Below are 19,271 nucleotides of genomic sequence, written 5' to 3'. Positions count from 1 at the left end.
TTATGGGAAAAACATTAGTATATAACACTGGCAATGCTAAACCTCCTGTAGATGAATTGCATCTGGAGGTAGGTGTTTTCTTTGACGGAACTTTGAATAATCTTAAAAATACTGAGCTCCGTCAAAAATATAAAGATGGCAAAAACAAAATTGAAAGCACAGATTCTGATGATGTAGTTGCAAAAAAAGAAGAAGCTATAGACAATACTACTAAACAGCAGGAAAAGGAGTATGATAATTTAGATCATAAAAAAAATCCGGATGTAGGTTCCGAATATGAACAGTACCTTAAAGCAATTCACAGGAGCCGTTTAGATAAAATGGGTGTTGATAATAGCTTTAGCAACGATTTTACGAATGTTGCCAGACTGTATAAATGTTGTGAGCAGAGTAACTATGCCATTTATATAGAAGGTATTGGGACGCTGGATAACCGAAGAGATGTAGATGATGGCTTCCAATACGGATCCGGTATCACAGGGGTAAGAGGAAAAGTGAGAAAAGGATGTGAAAAACTGGCGGAAAGAATTAAAGTAATCATTAGAAATGGTTTAAATGCAGATAAACAATTTGCAAAAATATACATAGATACCTTTGGATTCAGTCGTGGAGCTGCCGCAGCAAGGAATTTCGCTTACGAAATCAATGGAAAAAAAAGACCCGTTGATGTTGAAATAAAAAAATCCAGAAAGATAGTAGGATATACCCAAATGGATTCTCCTGAAGGCCCCATTACTGTTCCGGAATATGGAGATATCTGGATAGATAAAGATAAAACGGAGGTAGATCCTAATTACCTTGTAGATGGAAAGCTTCCGAAATTTGGTTTTCTGGGATATTATCTTTTAAGTAAAGATGTACTCACCAAAGAAGAATTGGAAGCCTTAGATCTGGACGTCCGTTTTATTGGGGTGTATGACACTGTATCGTCTTATGAAGAATTTGGTGATATGGGAGTAATGAGACGTGTAGGATGGGAAGGAATGAAGCATTCTACATTAGGATCCAGTTATAATTTCGGAGACGATGTAGAACAGTTACAGCTGCTGAATCCGGGATCATATTTCAAAGCCGTTCATTTTACAGCAGGAAATGAACATAGGGAAAACTTTTCATTAACAAGCTTTCCGGGCAGCGTAGAAAAAGAATTTCCGGGTGTTCACTGTGATATTGGCGGAGCTTATGAAAACGGAAAAGAAACTGTAGACGAAATAGAAACCTCCAATCATAAACCAGTGTGGTTCTTAAACAAGCGCAGACAGCAATTGATTGATGAACATTGGTTTGATGATGAACAGATAACAATTAATAACAGCTTCCTGAATGTTCTTACAATGGGGGCAGTATACCGTAAGATTACAGGAATTCGTTTCCTCAGAAAAGAATACAGCTATATTCCGCTTCAGTTCATGGAAGAACACGGAAAGCACCATTATGATCATCAGGTGGTCACAAAAACCGAAACAACCTTTTCTATAGAGCACGACAAATATCTGCCGTCGGCAAGAGATATTTTACACCATTATGTTTTTGAGGACGGAGAAAAATGGAATTTCAAAACAGATGAAGAAGTTAAGAAAGAAAAAGAGGAAAGAGCAAGAGAAAGATTAGAAAATCCCGAACCAGAGCCTGTGCAGGAACCAATACCGGATGAAGTAGTGGATAAAGATGGCAATATCATTAAAACAAAGACGCTGCAGGAGGTGGTAGTTACCGCCTATCATCCTCAGACATTATTGAGAATTATGCGTAATAAATATCTTCACTGGTCAGCAAACAGAGACTGGATGGGAATGGACCCCAATAGTAATTATAAAAGAATAGTATATCCCCTGAAATAATGTTTACGCTACTGGAAAATCTTCACCGGAAAACATACAGGCTTGAAACCATTGTAACAGAGCAGAGAAATCCGGTTTATGCCATTACAAAAAGCTATGCCCGGGAAATTGAAGTATATTATCTCGGGAAAACGAAGGATGAACATCAATTTCAGATTCTGGTAGTTGAGTTCGATTTTTCGGATAATGATACAGCGATGGGGAAGTTGGTAAGAAAGCTCAGCTATCTGTTTGATGAACTGGAACTCAGAGTAGATAACGAAGGGAATATAACTGCCGTAGATAATTTGCTTTTCCTGCGTTTGAGATGGGGCAAAATTCAGTCTGAATTATCAAAAACCCACAAAGGTGATGCTATAGATAACTATTTCAGCCAGATCAGCAGTCTGTTGGAGGATGAAACAAAACTGATTGATTTTTTAACAGGCTATAATATGTTTGGACTGCTCTTCAACGGCTTGCTGGAGTCATTCAATACCAAAAGAAAAAGAATTTCTCCGGAAGGATTTACAGAAATCATGATTCCTGAAAAAGATGGAGAGAAAATGACTTTAAAAATCTCAGCTCAAAACCTGGAACACACAGAAATTGATGATTTCAGAGGAATATTTATCTGCAAAGGAAACACGTATGAAGAAGGTTTTGTAGCCATTAAAAAACAGAATTCTCACTTAAAACATTCATTATTATGGATAGGTTAAAGAACGATGGAGAAGGAAATACTCCGGAAACTCAGACTCAAGCTCAAAATACGACACAGGATAGCGAGCAGATGAAGGCAGAAAACAGTAAGAAGATGGAGGAGAAGCGTGCTGAAAATGAGGAAAAAGATAAAGTAGAAGATGGGTTGAAAGTTGTCATAGATACAGCAACACTGGAATGCACATTGTGTACTGTTCCCCAGGGTATTATGAAAGTGAATTATGATACCCCAACAATACAGGAAAAGAAAACCGCAACTGTAAAAGAGAGAGGGCCAAAAAGTTTAATTTTCACAGGAAACTGTAAAAAAAGCCCACAAATGGCAGCACCATGTGCTTCTGTTATGAATGTAAGAGATTGGCAGGATATAGGTACCTATCTTTCTCAGGAACAATTTATATTGCTGCAGAAAAGTACCATTCCATGTACTTATGGTGGTGTAGATATTAAAATTACCGATAGCGGACAAATTCATCAGCCGGAAACCGTTGATGTAGCCGGAGCCCCTGTACCTGAATCAAAAGAAAAAATAAATGGTTATTTTTATAATTATAATGGAAGCTTCGAAGGAAATGTAAAAGGGCAGAAAAAAGGAAATGAAAATGATGTATATGCCTGTGAAGGAAAAGGATCGGAAGAAGATATCTATAAAAGTCCTAAAAAGCTGAATATTGTACATAGTGATTTTCAGAAAGTATGTAATATTATTAAACATGAAGGTCTTTCATCAGAAAAAGAAGAATATTTATACATAGCTCATACAAATTATAATGAAGCAAAAAGAGTTGGAAAAACAATGTTCCAGTTACTAAATTCCAGTTATTCCAGTGTGGATGCTAAGGATAAGGTTGAAATGAAAACTTCAGAAAAAGATACCATTTCTTTGTATTCCAGAGCGGGGGCAATTGATGCTCTTTTAAGAGACGTGGATGAGGTTAAAAATGATCCTACCGATAATGCAACACAATGGGATGGCGAAGATTTTCTTGCCTGGGGTATTGATACAGACTTAAAACCGGACAGTACCACAAAATATGGGCATAATAAGTTTGATGAGTATGATTATATAAAAATAAGTAAAAGCCTTTATGATTCGTTTGAAAGTAAAATAACCGGAAGAAGAGGAACAACTTTAGCTTATAATTCGGTTCATGAAGAAGGGTGTGATAAAGGGACACATACACACAAAACGGTAAAAGGAAAAAATAAAGCAGTTTATACTCTTCCTAATGAAGATTTTGCAAAAAAGGACTATTGGACAACTGGTGATTTTTATTATAAAAATGCAACTAAGAGATCTTTCGGCCTGGAAGCAACCCGGGTTGCTGGATATACTATATTTTGGAAAAAAGTAAAAGTTTAATCATGAGAAAATTAGCATACATATTATTCATTTTGGCGGTGTTTCATACAAATGCCTGTGCACAAGCGCCTAAATCATATACTATCACTCATATTGTTAATAAAACTATTGATAAGGGAGAATATGTTGATGAGAAAAGAATTGATAAAAAAGATAAGACAAGTACAAATAACCTTATTTATATATTCAGTCCGAAAAAAGACAGTATTGCTTTTTACAGATTTACTGACTCGCAGGTATCAGAAAAGAAAGTACCGGATGTATATACCTTAACAAAAAACGAAAATACTCTTTTGCTAACCTCTAAAAATGAAAGTTATACAAACCAACTTAAAATTGCATTCAATGAAAAGGATAAAACAATTTTAGTGGGAGAAAAGGATGTATTTTATTTAAATGACCCTTATTTCAGCTATTTGCAGAAAAACGTTAATGAGTATTTAAACATTTCAGATCTTATTGATTTTTTAGAAGACTTTCTGTCGGGGTATAATCTTGGTGATTTAAAATATATTTCTTCATATGAAAAATATAAACATAAGGACTTCAAAATAATAAAAGGATATATGGAGTCTTACAGAACACAGGCAAGTGATTATCTTGACAAATGGAATCTGAAGTTTTTATATGATGATAAAGGAATGCCAAAATATGTTTTAAAAGAATCTGTGGAAGGAGATCAGGAACTGGAGAAAAAAATAATACCATCCAATAATGGATCTTTGAAATATACTCAACATACCAATATTGAAAGCAGGCTTATTACTGACAGTGAAATTTTTATAGATCCAAACAAAAATATCTATGATGAAAAAGTGATTTCAGTTCAGGTAGGATTAGGAAAAGAAACCCGATATGAAATTAAACAACTTTCTTATAAAAGGGTTCCAACCAATGTGTTTACGATAAATTCAACGAATATTCTAAAATTATACCAAAAATAAAACAGCACCAGGATGATGCTGTTGTTTTATTTTGAGCCCATTTTGAAGAAATTATAATTATACTCACATTTCACTTCATTGGAAATAACTATTATTTATTTAAAAATCTCTTTTCAACCAAGTGATAAAAAATAGTTGTTACAGGTATTATAAAAACAAAAATAAATATAAAGATAATCCACTGCCGGTTATCATTTGTGAGGTCAAAGTTTTTCAATAAATAAAGGTTTATCAATGCAAGGAAGGGTCCATGTATAAGATATAGACTGTAAGATATTTTTCCTAAAAATTCTAATGGTTTGTTTTCAAGAATATTGATTGATTTTCCTGTTAATTTTTTATAAGTGACTAATGCATACAGTAAAAAAGAGAAAGTTATCCCTGTAATCAATATCATTAAAAAACCGTTAATATCTAATAACGCGAATACGACTAAACTTCCTATGAAAAGAGTTGTGGCTAACGGAATTAAAAATTTATTGATTGTCGTCTTTTTAAATGATAAATAACAACATATAACTCCCATAAAAAATAGAATTATAAATTCAGGTTTTGCCATCGGAATCAGCTTTTTTAATAATAATGCCAACACAGCGAATATAACAAATGATACATACATATTAATTCTTTTCCAAAATATAAGCATAAGTGGAAAAAGCCAATAAATCTGCCATTCTGTAGCTATAGACCAATGAGCTCCATTGATCTTATAAATCCATGAAGAATCCAAATTATGAACTAGCCCGATATGGCTGATAACGGATCCAAAAGTGACTGGTATCTTACTATCCCAAGCTGTATTTTGTGTAGTTTGTAACAAAGGGAAAAATAAGATCATTAATCCTGATAATAGTAAAGCAATATAATATGGTGGAATTAATCTTTTGGCTCTTCTGCTGATGTATCTTTTAAACCCTCCTTTTATTTCCATGTTATTGTTAACCACTGGAATGGCAAGACAAAAACCGGAAAGAACTATAAATATAGATACTGCCAAATGACCAATTGATGTAGATTTTTGTATAAAGTGTAGAATAAAATCATCAGACCATTTAATATCGTGAGCGGTAGAATAGCCATTAAATAATAAAGAATGATATAAAACGACCCATAAAGCTGAAATTCCTCTTATCCCGTCAAGAAACTCAAATCTTATCTTCATAAAAATATTTTCCGCAAAAGTAAAGTAAAATACCAAGACGTGGAAAAATAATGTTACTCTTAACTTTTATTAATAAATCTGTTTAGATTATTTCTAATGGATGGAAAAATAAGAACGATATCATAAGAGTAAAAGTGCAGCCTCATATGTTGTACTTTGAAATACTAAATCTGGAATTATTTCTTGTATAAACTTAGGATTGATAGAATTGGAGAATTATTAGTTACGAAGAATAAAGGAGTGTAAAAGTGCTGCCCTAAAAATCAAAAACCTCTGAAAATCAAATGATTTCAGAGGTTCTTTGTACCCAGGACCGGGATCGAACCGGTACTCCTAAGAACTGGTGTTTGAGACCAGCGCGTCTACCAATTCCGCCACCTGGGCTTGATGTTGAGTTCAAACGTGATGTTTGTTTCAAATTGGTGTGCAAATATATAAACTTTTTTCAATGTTCAAAAGCTTTTTGAAGAAAAATTTTTAAAAGTTCAGTTCCAAACCATCGTAGGCAAGGTGTATTCCGGGGGGAAGCTGCTTATCTTCAATGTCATGCAATCCCAAATGATGGCTGATATGTGTTAAAAATAATTTTTTCGGTTTTAGTTCTTCAAACAATTTAATAACATCAGGAAGAATAAAATGGGCAGGATGGGGATCAAATTTTCTGATACAGTTTAAGATCAGAACATCCAGGTTCTTCAGTTTCTCCTTTTCCGTTTCAGAAATGAACCCGGCATCTGTGATGTAGGCAAGGTTTTTAAATTTGTAGCCGAAGACGGTAATTTTATAGTGAATCACTTCTACTGGAGTGATTTCCGTATCCAGTACATGAAAAGGTTTATTTTCAATTTCATGAAGTTCAAAAGCGGGCGCTCCGGGATATCTTACATCAGCAAAAGCATAAGGAAATCTGTTTTTTATTTCATGAGCAACCCTTGAATAGCAGTAGAGAGGAACATCTTTTCCACTCTTGAAAATCAATGGCCGCATATCATCAAGCCCGATTACGTGGTCATTATGTTCATGAGTTATCAACGCAATATCTACGGTATGTTCGTGGTTGGTAAGCATTTGCTGCCTGAAATCCGGACCGCAGTCGATCAGTATTTTTTTATTTTCTTCCGTAGTTACCATCACGGAAGAACGTAAGCGTTTGTCTTTGGGATTTTCAGAAGTACACACTTCACATGTACAGCCAATAACGGGTACACCTTGGGAAGTACCGGTTCCTAAAAATTTCAACTTCATTTTGTTTTGAGGTTGGTTTAATTTTGGTAAATTTACAAAAAATTTCATGTCCTAATGTATCAGAAACTAACTCCTAAGCAAAAAGCATTAACAATTAATCTAGATCCTACTATTTATGGTACTTTCGCAGAAATTGGAGCAGGGCAGGAGACTGTTCGCCACTTTTTTAGAGCAGGAGGAGCTTCCGGTACGATTGCTAAGGCGATGTCTGCTTACGACAAAGATTTTAGTGATGCCATCTATGGAAAGGAAGTAAAAAACAGGTACGTTACCCAAAACAGGCTTCGCAAAATGCTTCGATATGAAGTAGCTTTGATTGAAGAGAGAATTTCAAGAGATAATAATCCCGATAGAAAATTCTTTTCTTATGCCAATACGGTAACAACCATCAATTTTGACAAGACTGTAAGAGGCCATGGCTGGGTAGGAATTCGTTTTCAGACCAAAGAAAATGAAGATTACAATGAAATCGTGATTCACGTAAAATTCAAAGAAAATGATGCCACCCTTCAGCAGGAAACCTTAGGAAATCTGGGGGTAAATCTTATTTTCGGAGCTTTTAATTACTTTGACAATCCAAGAACTTTAGTAGAGTCCTTATACGACGATATTGCAAAAGACAATCTGGAAATTGATATGATTGATTTCAGCGGTCCTGCTTTTGCTTATGTTGACAACAGACTGATGTCACTGCAGTTGGTGAAAAATGGAATGACCGATGCCGTTATTTTCAATTCTCAGGGCAGCAATATGCTTCCTGCAGATGTGTTGTACAAGAAAAATATTTTCGCGGTAAGAGGAAGTTTCAGACCGGTAACGAAAGTAAACATTGATATGCTTAAAAACGGGATGGATATGTTTTTCAAAGATGCGATCTGTACCCATGACGAAACAGAAGTTCTTATCGAGATCACCATTTCCAATCTGAGGGCAGATGGAGATATTGATGAAAGAGACTTCCTTGACAGGGTTGATATTCTGGCTAAACTGGGATATACCGTTATTATTTCCAACTTCTCTGAATATTACAGGCTGATTGATTATTTCGCCTCTTATACAAGTGGTGATATTGGAGTAGCAATGGGTGTAAATAACCTGTTGATGGTATTTGACGAGAAGTATTACAAAAATATGTCAGGGGGAATCCTTGAAGCATTCGGAAAATTTTTCAGAAACGGGATGAGAGTATATCTGTATCCTTATAAAGATCCTGAAACCCACCAATTGCTGGATTCTTCAAACCTGAAAGTAGAAGAAAACCTGAAAGAACTCTATAAATATTTCAAACACAACAATCGTATTGTAGATATTACCAACTATAATCCGGAGTTTCTGGAAATCTATTCAAGAGAAATTTTGAGAAAAATTGCATGTTGTGTGAAAGGCTGGGAAAGTCAGGTTCCGGAAGGCGTAGCAGAAATGATTAAAGAGCGTGGAATGTTTGGATATAAAGAAGAGCTTTCCCTAAAACAATTCTCTTAAAAAAATATATACAATGTCAGAATTAAAGAAAAGACTTTCCTCAATTCTTGAAAGTCCTAAACATAATACAGAAGAAAAACTTGAAAAAGTTTGCCACTTGTTGGATCAGGAAATTTCTTATTTCAACTGGACGGGTTTCTATTTCAAAAACGGAGATAAGGAAGAATTGATTTTAGGCCCTTATGTAGGAGCACCAACAGATCATACCATTATTCCTTACGGTAAAGGAATTTGCGGACAGGTAGCAGTTTCCAATGAAACATTTGTAGTTCCTGATGTGAATGAAGAAAGCAACTATTTAAGCTGCTCTATTGATACAAAAGCAGAAATTGTAGTTCCTATCTTTAAAGACGGAAAAAACATCGGCCAGATTGATATTGATTCCCATACGGTAGATCCTTTCACCAATGAAGACCGTGAATTATTAGAATGGCTTTGTAACGAAGTTTCTAAGATTTTATAATAGAATTTCAATACGAATATAATATAGACTCCGGCTTTTATAGTCGGAGTTTTTTATGGGTTATTGGTTGTAATGACAAACATGATTAAAGGCTCATCTCCTGTATTTTCGATAGAATGATACCCTATAGAACTGATCGCTGTAATATCTCCTTTCTTAAGAGTCTTTTTTCGTATGGATCCCTCAACTCCGGTTCTTTCACGGTATTCTCCTGTCCCGTGCACGACTACATACAATTCCTGCTCATTTCTTTGGTTGTGCGTATGAAACCCGGACTCATCCCCCTTATTCAATAAAACCATATACGCTGCCAGACGATTATTAGCCAATTCTTTCTGGTCAAACATCTGCAGCATATATACCGTTCCTTTTCCACCATACATATTTAGACGTTTATCCATTTGTGTGATGGCCCTTTCATTCTTTTCAAAAGCCATTACATAAAGATTGATGTATTTTGAAACTTCCTGAATAACGTGATCAAATTCTGCTCCCTCAGATAATATAACTGTATCGGACATGTGAGTTTAATGTTTTAGAGTTTAAAGTTAATGGTCAAAAAATTAGCTTTGCTGCATCAGATGAATCTCAGCCAACAGTTCTTTAAAGTAATTCTCACATTTCGCAATATGGGTTCCATACCAGGAAAATGCTTCGCCATCTACAATCATAATCTTTTTATCAGGATAAAAAGCCTGCAGTTCCTCAATATGTTTTTCTTTAAACGGAAACGGCTCAGAGGACAGCATGATAACGTCCGCATCCGCAAGATCTTCAGCAATAATCTGAGGATAACGGGTTTTATCTTTGAAAATATTCTCAAAGCCGATTTCTGATAAAATTCTATGGATAAACGTATCTGACCCAATAGTCATATAAGGATTCTTCCAGATCAGATATGCCGTTTTCACAGGAGTTTCCAGCTTGGCCTGATTCAAAATTTCATATATTTTAAGATTGAAAAGCTGGGCCCTCTCTTCCTTTCCCAAAAGTTTTCCGAGATTTTTAAGCAGGTAATAATTGTCTTCAATCGTTTCTACATTGGTGACCGTTACCTTGTAGTCATCCATCAGAGCTTCTACCTGGTCTTTTACATTCTCTTCCTTATTGGCAAGAATAAGATCCGGCTGTAATGCTTTTATTTTCTCAATATTGATATTTTTGGTCCCGCCGATTACGGCTACATTTTTTATTTTATCCTGAGGATGAATGCAGAATTTTGTTCTCCCGACAACTTCATTTTCAGTAAGACCAAGGTCAAATAAAGCCTCAGTTATTGAGGGTACAAGTGAAACGATTTTCATATTGGCATGTTAGATGATGCCTAAAATTACAAAAGTTTTCCGGTTAAGAAAAGTCCGGCTACGGTAAAATAGATAATAAGTCCCGTCACATCCACCAATGTGGCTACAAATGGAGCCGAAGAAGTAGCTGGGTCAAGGTTTAATTTCTTTAAGACAAACGGGATCATAGAACCGGATAGCGTTCCCCACAGCACAATGGCGATTAATGAAACGGAAACACTTAATCCAACGTAAGCCCAGTACTGGCCATAATCAAAAAGACCAATCTGCTGCCAAAGCATGATTCTTATAAACCCTATAATTCCCAAAATTGCCCCAAGACACAATCCTGAGATAATTTCTTTTTTCATGACATACCACCAATCTTTCAGACTGATTTCCTGAAGCGCCATTGCACGGATAATCAACGTTGCGGCCTGCGATCCGGAGTTTCCTCCACTGGAAATAATCAAAGGAACAAATAGAGCAAGGACAACAGCTTTTTCAATTTCTTTATCAAAATACCCCATGGCAGAAGCCGTCAGCATTTCAGAAACAAATAAAATAATCAGCCAGGTTGCTCTTTTTTTGATCATTTCAGTCCATGAGGTCTGGATGTAAGGAAGATCCAATGCTTCCAATCCCCCGAATTTCTGGATATCTTCCGTATTCTGTTGTTCAATCTGATCGAGAATATCGTCAATCGTTACAATTCCTACCAGAACACCGGCTTCCGTAATAATAGGAAGAGCGCCACGGTCATACTTTTCAAAATACGTTACCGCATCTTCTTTGGAAGTAGTGGTGGTAATCGCTACAAAATGATTATCTGTGATATCAGAAACCAGTGTGTCTTCCTCTTCCAGCAGTAAAGTTCCGATGGCAAGGTCATCAATCAGACGGTTTCTTTCATCCACCACATACAGGTAGTTCATGGTTTCCACTCTTTTTCCAACCTTTTTGATCTGCTGAAGACATCTCTTTACCGTCCATTCCTTACGGATCTGAATATAATAAGGCGTCATCAGACGGGCAATAGAGTCTGAGTTATACCCAAGAAGCTTTAAAGCAATTCTTCTTTCCTGAGGATTAAGATGATTAATAGAATATTTAATTAGCTCATCCGGGAAATCTTCGAAAAGAGCAGTCCTATCATCCGGAGTCATTGCATTCAGGATCTCAGAAACTTCATCGCTTCCGATACTTCTGATGGTATCTTCCTGAAAATCAGGATCAAGATGTGAAAAAACCTCTGCTTTGTATTCTTTCGGAACCTTCAGAAACGCGAGCAGCCTCTCATCAGCAGGAAGTTCGCTGAGAGTTTCGGCAATATCGGCAGGGTTGAAGATAAGTTCGTCTCTAGAATTCAAAACGTGAATTTTTTTGGATATGCAAAAATAATTCAAATTTTTAAGACTGAGCAATAAAGTGGCAAAATTAAGGATTAATTAAAGTTTATCACTTCAGTATAAGGCCAAAAAAAACACCCGCCGAAGCGGATGTTCAAAAATTAAATTTAAATTCCAATATTCTTTAAATTGGTTCACATTCCGAGGTAGGGATGTATGTGCAGACAGCATTTGTACAGCACTGGTAGGGGCCGCAATCTGAGTTGTCCCCACACTTTTTTATTCCGTTTCCTTTAATATTTTTCTGCTGCAGCCTGTTGAGCTTCTTAAGATTTGAATTTTTCATGGTGATCAAATATAGTAAGATTAAGGCTCTATCGGACAGTCATGATCCCAACATTCTCCGTTACAGCAATATCCCACAGAACATGGTCTTGTTATACTGCATCTGAACGGGCCGATACCACCGTTAATTTCTTTGGCAGCTTGTCTGCTGAGTTTTTTTAGATTTTTCATATGGTTTTAGATTTAATGTTAAACTAAAATAGTAAATATTTTTATATTATTCATTTGGTGGTGAAAATATTTTTCCATAAATCAATATTTTATTTAATTTTTAAATAAAAAAACACCTACAATTGCAGGTGTCCGTAATGATCATATATTATTCCAGGGGACATGGGTTCACAACACAGGTGTTATGACAACATGATCCGCCCGGACATTCGTAATGTTCTGTACATCTTTTGAAAGGTCCGCTGCCTTTGATTTCCTTTTGAACTTGTCTGCTGAGTTTTTTTAGATTTTTCATGAGATTTGATTTTATGTGAGTTAGTTAATTTTTTACATTCTATTCAAGACAGATGAAGGGTGAACAGATTCCGAAGCAGCACCATCCAACAGCACAGGGATTGGTTTCGCTACATCTTTCCATGGAGCCTCCATTCACTTGTTTTGCTTTTTCTCTGCTGAGTTTCTTTAGATTTTTCATGATATTTTGGTTTTAATGTAAGACTAAAATAGTAAAAAATATTTAATAATTCCTTATTTGGTGAAAATATTTAATTGTTAATCAATTATTTATGATGTATTTAAAGTGAAAAGCACCTGTTCCATAAGTGCGGACAAGTGCTTTATTTAACATGAAAATATTTATAATTCTGGAGACGGGAAGTACTTTGTAAAAAATGATGAATGATGAATGATGAATTTTTCTGGTACAGCTAATTGAGCAAAGGAATAACAGTTCACAATTGACTTGCGAAGCAAAATTGACCATTGATTTTCAAAAGTCTTATATTCCAACCTTAAACCTTAAACCTTAAACTCAGAACTCAAAGCTCTGCTTCCGTCGGTTTCAGTTTTCTCAGTTTTTTGATGATTCCCTTTATCGCTCCTTCGGTTCCTATTTTGACAGAATTGGTTGTGGAGCCCAGCAGACGCATGCTTTTTCGATAGGTATCATGGTCAGTTTCGGTTACAAGAGTGCCGTCAGCACCAAAGAGTTTCATACTCACAACCACCTGATTGGAGAAAACATATTTTCCAAATCCAACTTTGAAATATCTCACTTTGGAAACAATGGCAAAATCTGCATCATTGTTGAGGCAGTAGTCTACAATAGTTTGTTTATCTATGCTGTCAAAGGGAACCTGAACTTCTGCGCGAAGCATTTTATTTCTTCTGCCACTGAAATTATCGGTAACGGCATCAAAGAAAGCATTGTTGGTAGGGTCTTTTATTTCGTCAATATCAGGCTCTACTTCAGGATTGAAGTACAGAACTTTTTTTATTTTGTCATCAGCCGTTTTCTGGGCTTTTACCGAAGTAAACCCGATGAACAAAAAAGTAATTGCTGTAAAGAATATAATTTTTTTCATTTGTAATTCGAATGCAAAATTACTGCCTTTTCGTTGGATTGCATAAAATTTATTAAGAAATTTTTAACATTTTTTTCTATCAAATTTGATTTATGAAATCAATAATGTTTGCAGAATCAAAAAATAGTCGTAATTTTGCACCCGTTACATAATAATCATTAAACAATATTGGAATGTACTTAACAACAGACAAAAAGCAGGAAATTTTCGCACAACATGGAAAATCTGCACAGGACACAGGAAGCGCAGAAGGACAAATTGCTCTTTTCACTTTCAGAATCAACCACTTATCTCAACACCTAAAGGCTAACCGTCACGATTTCAACACAGAGAGATCTCTAGTGAAATTGGTAGGTAAGAGAAAAAGTTTATTAGATTACCTTAAAAAGAAAGATATCGCAAGATACAGAGCTATTATTGCTGCATTAGGTTTAAGAAAATAATCTATAAAGATTTTCAAAATAAAAAGCAACTTCGAAAGAGGTTGCTTTTTTGTTTTATAGTGCTTGGAATCTTTAACTATAAAAAGCACAAAAGCTTTTTTAGAAACTATTAGATGTTTGAGAAGAACACTTAAGTTTTGAAAGTCTTTGATTTTAATAAAGAGTATTTAGATTTCTGCGGAATCACACAATTCAAATGGAGCTTTGTATTTGTCATTCCGTAAGAATCCAGCTTTTATTATCCATAAAAAGATTACAACTTGAGCCAATAGCACAACTGAAGGTGCGAAAATTCCCCTCCTCCGGAGGGGTGGCGAAAATTCAAAGAATTTTTGACGGGGTGGTCAGCCCTCTACAATTGCTATTTTATTCAGCCTTCTTTCCAATCTTTCCCAAATGCGTATTCTGAAAACTATCCGGATACTTCAATCCATAGCCCAGAATCCTGTCAAAAGCGGAGTGAGAAAATAAGATGGCTCCTATCATCTGCAAATAGGGAAGTGATAAAGCTGTTCCGGCAAAATAAACAATCACAGCTACTCCAAAGTGATGGAATAGATTATAGAAAAATGCTCCAACCTTAGCATTCACCGTATACCCCAGCATTGAAATGTCCGGCGCAAGGAATAGTCCGGCAAACCACCACCATGAATATCCCGTTTGGGCAAAAGCATAGATCCCTAACAACAGAAATGCTGCGTATTCAAGCTTTAATTGTATTTTCATAATAATTTGGTGTTAATTATTAGATAAGTTCTTTTTTATGGTGGAAAGTTACATTTTAAGATCGAAAAAAAGCGGAACACCTTTGAGATATTCCGCTTATACATTTTGATATGATTGATTTTTAATGCCCTGCTTTGGATTCAGTGGTTTCTACATGACCAAGATATTTGGTACAGTAAGCGCCGAAGATCAGAATAACCAGATAGCAGAATACAGGAATAATGAATGAATGCTGTACTCCAAACTGATCTGCAAGATACCCCTGAAATATAGGAACAATAGCACCTCCTAAGATAGCCATTACCACTAATGATGATCCCTGGCTGGTATATTTACCCAATCCTGAAATAGCCAATGTATAAATATTAGAGAACATGATAGAGTTGAAAATCCCGATTCCTAAAATGCTGTACATAGCCAGTTCTCCATGATTAACCATGGCTGAAATTAATAATACGACATTGATCGCTGCAAAGATTGATAGCGTTCTTGCAGGAGCCGCTTTACCAATGAAAAAGGCAATGAAATTCAGAACGATAAATACAAGGAAAAAGCTGATCTGAGAGAACGTAAGATTTACAATGCTGAAGATTACAAGGAAAACAGCTCCTGCTGCCCCGAGCATAAAAACAGCCTTTTTACTCTGGCTTAAAGATTGGTTCAAAGAGATAGCTCCAAGAAAACGGCCAATCATGGCACCGCCCCAATACAGAGAAAGGTAATTCTTACTGATGATTTCATTGAAGCCCATAATTTGAGGCTGCTCAAGGAAACTGATAATAAAGCTTCCCACTGCTACTTCTCCACCCACATAGCAGAACATAGCAAATACCCCGAATTTCAGATGGCTGAATTCAAGCGCTCCCCAGCCTTTTACAACTTCTTCTTCACCCATCTGGAATGATGGAAGTTTAACTCTGGAAATCAGTAGGGCTACCAACAAGAGAATACCCGCGAAAATAAGATACGGAATTCTTGTTGCTACCGCACTGAATGATCCATCCGGGGATGAGAAAAATTCAAAAATAAGGTGGCCCCCAAGCACAGGAGCAATCGTAGTTCCGAATGCGTTGAATGCCTGTGTCATATTCAGTCGGCTGGAAGCAGATTCCTCACTTCCCAGTAACGAAACATAGGCATTGGCAGTAATCTGCAATACCGTAAAACCTAATCCTAAAATAAATAAGGCCCCTAAAAACAACGGATAATACGAAAACGTAGCTGCCGGATAAAAAAGGACACAGCCAAAAGCCGCGAGAAAAATTCCGAACAGGATTCCTTTTTTATACCCCAATTTATTGATAGGATCTCCTTTTGTAATAGAGATCAGGAAATAAATCAGCGATCCGATAAAGTAAGCTCCGAAAAAACAGAACTGTACCAGCATGGATTCGAAAAAGGTAAGATTGAAAAGTTGCTTCAGATAGGGGATCAGAATGTCATTCATACAGGTGATGAATCCCCACATAAAAAACAGCAGGGTGATGGTAATCAACGGAACCGTATAATTCCTGCTTTGCGATTGTACTTCTTTATTAATCATAAACATTTATTTATCTGTATAAGGATAAGTCCTTAACTTTTTTGCCCACAGCATTGCATTTTGTGAAGTAAGGCAAATATAGGGATCTACCTATGTTTTTGCAATAATTTTAATGGTTTTTATAATGAAATGTATCCTTCTTTTTAATTTAGAATGTTATTTTCATTTTTTGAGACAATAATACAAAAACACCAGCATTTTTCAATGCATTATCTTCAGAAAAACACATTTTTGTTTTCACAAATAACGAATAAGTTGAGGTTACAGCTATAAAATTTTGAATCTTTCATCAACTGATAGCCAATTTTTTGTATTTTGACGACCTATTTATGCAAGTGAAAAATTTAATATTTCATTATTATATAGTACCTTTGCACACGAAATTTAAAGAGTTTAAATATTAATTCATACTCAATACGGAGTATTAAGAAGACAAATTTATGAGTATACCTCAAGCGTTTACAGAAATGATTACTCTTGCTGACGGCAGAGAAATCACTATCGAAACAGGGAAATTGGCTAAGCAGGCTGACGGATCTGTGGTAGTAAAAATGGGTGGAACAATGCTTTTAGCAACTGTTGTAGCCAATAAAGAAGCAAATCCTGGTGTAGATTTTTTACCATTAACCGTTGATTACAGAGAAAAATTCTACGCAGGTGGAAGAATTCCTGGAAACTTCTTCCGTAGAGAAGCAAGACCTTCTGATCAGGAAATTTTAACAATGCGTTTGGTGGACAGAGTTTTACGTCCGCTTTTCCCTGAAGATTTCCATGCCGAAGTTCAGGTGATGATTTCATTAATTTCTTATGACGGAAAAACAATTCCTGATGATTTAGCAGGTTTGGCAGCTTCTGCAGCCATTGCTATTACAGATATCCCTTTCAACGGACCAATGTCTGAAGTAAGAGTTGTAAGATTTGACGGAGTACTTTCTATCAACCCAAGCTATGAAGAGTTGAAAAATTCTGAGCTGGACATCATGGTTGGAGCTACTAAGGATTCCATCGTAATGGTAGAAGGTGAAATGAAAGAAATTTCTGAGCAGGAAATGTTAGAAGCTATTAATTTTGGTCATGCTGAAATTAAAAAGCAAATTGAAGCTCAGGAGAGATTAGCAGAAAAAGTAGGAAAAGCTTTCCCTAAGAGAGAATATTCTCACGAAACTCATGACGAAGAAATTCGTGAAAAAGTATGGAAAGAAACTTACGATAAAGTATATGAAGTAGCAAGAACTCCATCTGGAAAAGAGGAGAGAGGAGAGAAATTCAAAGCGGTTCGTGAAGAATTCCTTGCTCAATATGCTGATAACGAAGAAGAATTGGAAAGAGTAACCCCTTTCGTAAAAGTATATTATCATGATGTAGAGAAAGAAGCAATGCGTCAGATGATTCTTGAAGATAATATCCGTCTTGATGGTCGTGATCCTCAAACGATCCGTCCAATCTGGTCAGAAATTGATTATCTTCCGGGAGCTCACGGTTCTGCAGTGTTTACAAGAGGTGAAACTCAGTCTTTAACAGCAGTAACGTTAGGTTCTGTGAAAGATGCCAACATGGTAGACAGCGTAATTACGCAACACGACGAAAAATTCTTCTTACATTATAACTTCCCTCCGTTCTCTACAGGTGAAGCAAGACCTTTAAGAGGAACTTCAAGAAGAGAAGTAGGACACGGTAACCTTGCTCAGAGAGCATTGCAGGCTGTAATTCCTGAAGAAAATCCATATACCATCAGAATTGTTTCTGATATCCTGGAATCAAACGGTTCATCATCAATGGCAACAGTTTGTGCAGGAACACTGGCACTAATGGATGCCGGGGTAAAGATTACAAAACCTGTTTCCGGTATTGCAATGGGATTGATCACAGATGCAAAATCAGGTAAATTCACTGTACTTTCTGATATCTTAGGAGATGAAGATCACCTTGGAGATATGGACTTTAAAGTAACAGGTACCGCAGACGGTATCACTGCTTGTCAGATGGATATCAAAATCCAGGGGCTTTCTATGGATATCATGGAAAAAGCTTTGATGCAGGCAAGAGACGGAAGATTACACATCTTAAATAAAATCACTGAAACAATTGCTGAGCCAAGAGCAGACGTGAAGCCTCACGCTCCGAAAATGGTAGTAATGGAGATCGCTAAAGACTTCATTGGAGCTGTAATCGGGCCTGGAGGAAAAATCATTCAGCAGATGCAGAAAGATACTGATACTGTTATTGCTATTGAAGAAGTCGGAGAAATCGGACGTATCGAGATTGCAGGAACAGACAGAGAGAAAATCAATGCTGCTGTTGCTAAGATCAACGAAATTACTTTCGTACCGGTTGTAGGTGAAGTTTACAAAGGTAAAGTAGTGAAAGTAATGGACTTTGGTGCATTTGTAGCAATTGCTAAAGGTACAGAAGGACTTCTTCACATTTCTGAAATTGAATGGGCTCGTCTGGACAAAGTTCCTTATGCTGAAGGCGATGAAGTAGAAGTGAAGTTCATGGGTTATGATGACCGTAAGAAAATGAAACTTTCAAGAAAAGTTCTTTTACCAAGACCTCCAAGACCGGAAGGACAAGGTAGACCAGAAGGACAGGGAAGACCGGAAGGGCAAAGAAGACCAGAGGGACAAAGAAGACCTGAAGGACAGAAGCCACAAGGTGAAAAACCACAAAGCGAAAAACCAGTGGAAAACGAAACTCCTTCTAACGAAGCTTAATAAGAATCATTCTTAAATATAAAAAATCCCTCAGTGTAGACTGCACCCAAAAGTTTAGACAAAATTAAACAATATTATTATATGAAAGAGTTCGGTACTGTACCGGACTCTTTCCTTTTAGATTAAGTCTT

At 36.2% G+C, this 19,271-nt stretch carries 19 protein-coding genes and 1 tRNA gene; 8 read left to right on the top strand and 12 right to left on the bottom strand.

Features of this window, described 5'->3' with window-relative positions; translation table 11 throughout:
• Positions 1-2 precede the first annotated feature (2 nt).
• The 4 genes from FN817_RS16790 to FN817_RS16775 are packed head-to-tail and all read left to right on the top strand — an operon-like array spanning position 3 to position 4,850.
• Positions 3-1,841: a phospholipase effector Tle1 domain-containing protein gene (locus tag FN817_RS16790; RefSeq protein ID WP_142718949.1), complete on the top strand. Its 1,839-nt coding sequence runs from the start codon at positions 3-5 to the stop codon at positions 1,839-1,841.
• A complete protein-coding gene (locus FN817_RS16785; protein WP_142718948.1) occupies positions 1,841-2,542 on the top strand; it encodes a hypothetical protein in 702 nt (233 codons plus the stop codon). The genes FN817_RS16790 and FN817_RS16785 overlap by 1 nt, the downstream gene beginning before the upstream one ends.
• Positions 2,530-3,906, top strand: a complete 1,377-nt coding sequence (locus FN817_RS16780) for a DUF4280 domain-containing protein (protein ID WP_142718947.1) — start codon at positions 2,530-2,532, stop codon at positions 3,904-3,906. The genes FN817_RS16785 and FN817_RS16780 overlap by 13 nt, the downstream gene beginning before the upstream one ends.
• Positions 3,907-3,908: 2 nt before the next feature.
• On the top strand, positions 3,909-4,850 hold the full coding sequence (locus tag FN817_RS16775; protein WP_142718946.1) for a hypothetical protein: 942 nt from the start codon (positions 3,909-3,911) through the stop codon (positions 4,848-4,850).
• A gap of 91 nt (positions 4,851-4,941) precedes the next feature.
• Here FN817_RS16775 and FN817_RS16770 read toward each other — a convergent pair whose 3' ends face one another.
• The 3 genes from FN817_RS16770 to FN817_RS16760 all read right to left on the bottom strand — a co-directional run bounded on the left by FN817_RS16770 (position 4,942) and on the right by FN817_RS16760 (position 7,257).
• The gene (locus FN817_RS16770; protein WP_142718945.1) at positions 4,942-6,012 is read right to left on the bottom strand and encodes an acyltransferase family protein; all 1,071 of its coding nucleotides are present in this window, start codon (positions 6,010-6,012) and stop codon (positions 4,942-4,944) included.
• Positions 6,013-6,316: 304 nt separating this feature from the next.
• Positions 6,317-6,396 (bottom strand) — tRNA-Leu (locus FN817_RS16765).
• A 93-nt stretch (positions 6,397-6,489) separates the two neighbouring features.
• A complete protein-coding gene (locus tag FN817_RS16760) occupies positions 6,490-7,257 on the bottom strand; it encodes an MBL fold metallo-hydrolase (protein ID WP_047423884.1) in 768 nt (255 codons plus the stop codon).
• A gap of 54 nt (positions 7,258-7,311) precedes the next feature.
• On the opposite strand from FN817_RS16760, the gene FN817_RS16755 reads away from it, so the two are divergent.
• On the top strand, positions 7,312-8,739 hold the full coding sequence (locus tag FN817_RS16755) for a TonB-dependent receptor (RefSeq protein ID WP_142718944.1): 1,428 nt from the start codon (positions 7,312-7,314) through the stop codon (positions 8,737-8,739).
• A 13-nt stretch (positions 8,740-8,752) separates the two neighbouring features.
• Positions 8,753-9,202: a GAF domain-containing protein gene (locus FN817_RS16750; RefSeq protein ID WP_047423771.1), complete on the top strand. Its 450-nt coding sequence runs from the start codon at positions 8,753-8,755 to the stop codon at positions 9,200-9,202.
• Between the two features lie 53 nt (positions 9,203-9,255).
• Here FN817_RS16750 and FN817_RS16745 read toward each other — a convergent pair whose 3' ends face one another.
• The 7 genes from FN817_RS16745 to FN817_RS16730 form a co-directional block, all read right to left on the bottom strand.
• Positions 9,256-9,723, bottom strand: coding sequence for a cupin domain-containing protein (locus FN817_RS16745; protein WP_142718943.1), 468 nt, complete (start codon positions 9,721-9,723; stop codon positions 9,256-9,258).
• A gap of 42 nt (positions 9,724-9,765) precedes the next feature.
• Entirely contained in the window at positions 9,766-10,506 is a 741-nt protein-coding gene (locus FN817_RS16740; protein WP_142718942.1) for an ABC transporter substrate-binding protein, read from the bottom strand.
• A gap of 26 nt (positions 10,507-10,532) precedes the next feature.
• A complete protein-coding gene (gene mgtE, locus FN817_RS16735; RefSeq protein WP_047381129.1) occupies positions 10,533-11,855 on the bottom strand; it encodes a magnesium transporter in 1,323 nt (440 codons plus the stop codon).
• A gap of 345 nt (positions 11,856-12,200) precedes the next feature.
• Entirely contained in the window at positions 12,201-12,350 is a 150-nt protein-coding gene (locus FN817_RS23235; protein WP_156121080.1) for a bacteriocin-like protein, read from the bottom strand.
• A gap of 148 nt (positions 12,351-12,498) precedes the next feature.
• Positions 12,499-12,645, bottom strand: coding sequence for a bacteriocin-like protein (locus tag FN817_RS23230; RefSeq protein WP_002980914.1), 147 nt, complete (start codon positions 12,643-12,645; stop codon positions 12,499-12,501).
• Between the two features lie 39 nt (positions 12,646-12,684).
• Complete coding sequence (locus tag FN817_RS23225) at positions 12,685-12,825, bottom strand: bacteriocin-like protein (RefSeq protein WP_167498892.1); 141 nt, start codon at positions 12,823-12,825, stop codon at positions 12,685-12,687.
• Between the two features lie 343 nt (positions 12,826-13,168).
• Positions 13,169-13,714: a pyruvate decarboxylase gene (locus FN817_RS16730; protein WP_142718941.1), complete on the bottom strand. Its 546-nt coding sequence runs from the start codon at positions 13,712-13,714 to the stop codon at positions 13,169-13,171.
• 173 nt (positions 13,715-13,887) lie between these two features.
• Between FN817_RS16730 and rpsO the strand changes: the two genes are divergently transcribed.
• Positions 13,888-14,157: a 30S ribosomal protein S15 gene (gene rpsO, locus FN817_RS16725; protein ID WP_045494446.1), complete on the top strand. Its 270-nt coding sequence runs from the start codon at positions 13,888-13,890 to the stop codon at positions 14,155-14,157.
• Between the two features lie 366 nt (positions 14,158-14,523).
• On the opposite strand, the gene FN817_RS16720 is transcribed toward rpsO, so the two are convergent.
• Both FN817_RS16720 and FN817_RS16715 read right to left on the bottom strand, forming a co-directional pair.
• Positions 14,524-14,883 (bottom strand): DUF4260 domain-containing protein, encoded by a 360-nt coding sequence (locus FN817_RS16720; RefSeq protein WP_142718940.1) that lies wholly within the window; start codon positions 14,881-14,883, stop codon positions 14,524-14,526.
• Between the two features lie 121 nt (positions 14,884-15,004).
• The gene (locus FN817_RS16715; protein WP_142718939.1) at positions 15,005-16,426 is read right to left on the bottom strand and encodes a sugar MFS transporter; all 1,422 of its coding nucleotides are present in this window, start codon (positions 16,424-16,426) and stop codon (positions 15,005-15,007) included.
• Positions 16,427-16,866: 440 nt separating this feature from the next.
• Between FN817_RS16715 and FN817_RS16710 the strand changes: the two genes are divergently transcribed.
• On the top strand, positions 16,867-19,140 hold the full coding sequence (locus FN817_RS16710) for a polyribonucleotide nucleotidyltransferase (RefSeq protein ID WP_142718938.1): 2,274 nt from the start codon (positions 16,867-16,869) through the stop codon (positions 19,138-19,140).
• Positions 19,141-19,271: the final 131 nt, after the last annotated feature.

This window comes from Chryseobacterium rhizoplanae (assembly GCF_900182655.1).
In the GTDB taxonomy this organism is placed as follows: domain Bacteria; phylum Bacteroidota; class Bacteroidia; order Flavobacteriales; family Weeksellaceae; genus Chryseobacterium; species Chryseobacterium rhizoplanae.
This window is presented reverse-complemented; position numbering and strand designations above follow the sequence as displayed.